Origin of the sequence: Paracraurococcus ruber (assembly GCF_004353985.1) — a bacterium.
In the GTDB taxonomy this organism is placed as follows: Bacteria; Pseudomonadota; Alphaproteobacteria; order Acetobacterales; family Acetobacteraceae; genus Paracraurococcus; species Paracraurococcus ruber.
On the sequence record NZ_SMOA01000619.1, the window covers coordinates 1 to 925 of the forward strand.

2 protein-coding genes are annotated in these 925 nt (G+C 81.3%); both read right to left on the reverse strand.

What is annotated here, in order from left to right:
- A partial coding sequence (locus E2C05_RS32130) for a hypothetical protein (RefSeq protein ID WP_456306550.1) occupies positions 1-586 on the reverse strand: 586 nt, incomplete at its 3' end.
- 128 nt (positions 587-714) lie between these two features.
- Positions 715-925 (reverse strand): hypothetical protein (locus tag E2C05_RS33745; RefSeq protein ID WP_205083275.1); only part of this gene is annotated, 211 nt, incomplete at its 5' end.

Consider the following 925-nt stretch of genomic DNA (forward strand, 5'->3'; position numbering starts at 1 on the left):
CGCGCGCTTCGGCGGTGTCAGGCGGCGCGCCGCCTGGCGATCCTGCCGCGTCACGCGGGGCGGCGCCGCGCGGTTCCGCTGCGCCCCGCGGCGATGCGGCAGCCGTGGCTGCCTCCCGCCGGCGGTCCGGCACCAGCAGCAGCAGCGTGTCGCGGGCCCAGAGGGGGGCGGCGCCCGGGCTGCGGGCCAGCAGGGCCAGTTCGCGCGGGCCGGGCGGCAGGGGGTCGGGCGGCAGGATCACCCATTCACCGCGGCCATCGGCGCGCGCCCGGCCGATCTCCCGCCCGCCTTCCAGCAGCAGCACCTCCGCCCCCGGGGGCGCGCTGCCGGCCGTCACCAGCATGCCGCGCGCGCCGATCCTGGCCACCTCGACGCGGGGCGGCGCGCCCTCGGGCGGGCCGGCATCGGAGGGCGGGGCGGCGGGCGCGGCATCCGCGGCGCTGCCGCCGACCAGGACGACCGGGACGCGGTCCGGCCCGCCGCCGTGCTGGAACGCCTCGGACGCCAGCAGCCAGGCCGTGCCCGTCGCCCCGCCGAGGATCAGGCAGACCAGGCCGACCCGACCGCGCGTGGCCGCCTCCGTCATGGGTCACGCCCTGGATTGCGGGGAGTGCCGCAGCGGACCGAGCCTAGAGCCGAAAGGCGCCGCACCGGAACGCTCGATGCCGTGATGCCGGCATCGCGGCGCGGGCCGCCGGGCGTCGCCTCGGGATGTCAGCGGGCGCGCAGCAGCAGCCAGGCAAGGGCGAGCGGCAGCAGGCCGGCCACCGCCCCGCCCAGCCCCTGGCCAAGCCCCTGGCCCAGCCGCCCCGCGGCCAGCCCCGGCAGCCGCCCGGCCAGGGCCGGGCCGAGCCAGAGCGCGGCGAGCGGCGCTGCCGCGATGGTCCAGTCCGCCGCGCCGCCGCGCGCCAGCACCGGCCCGGCG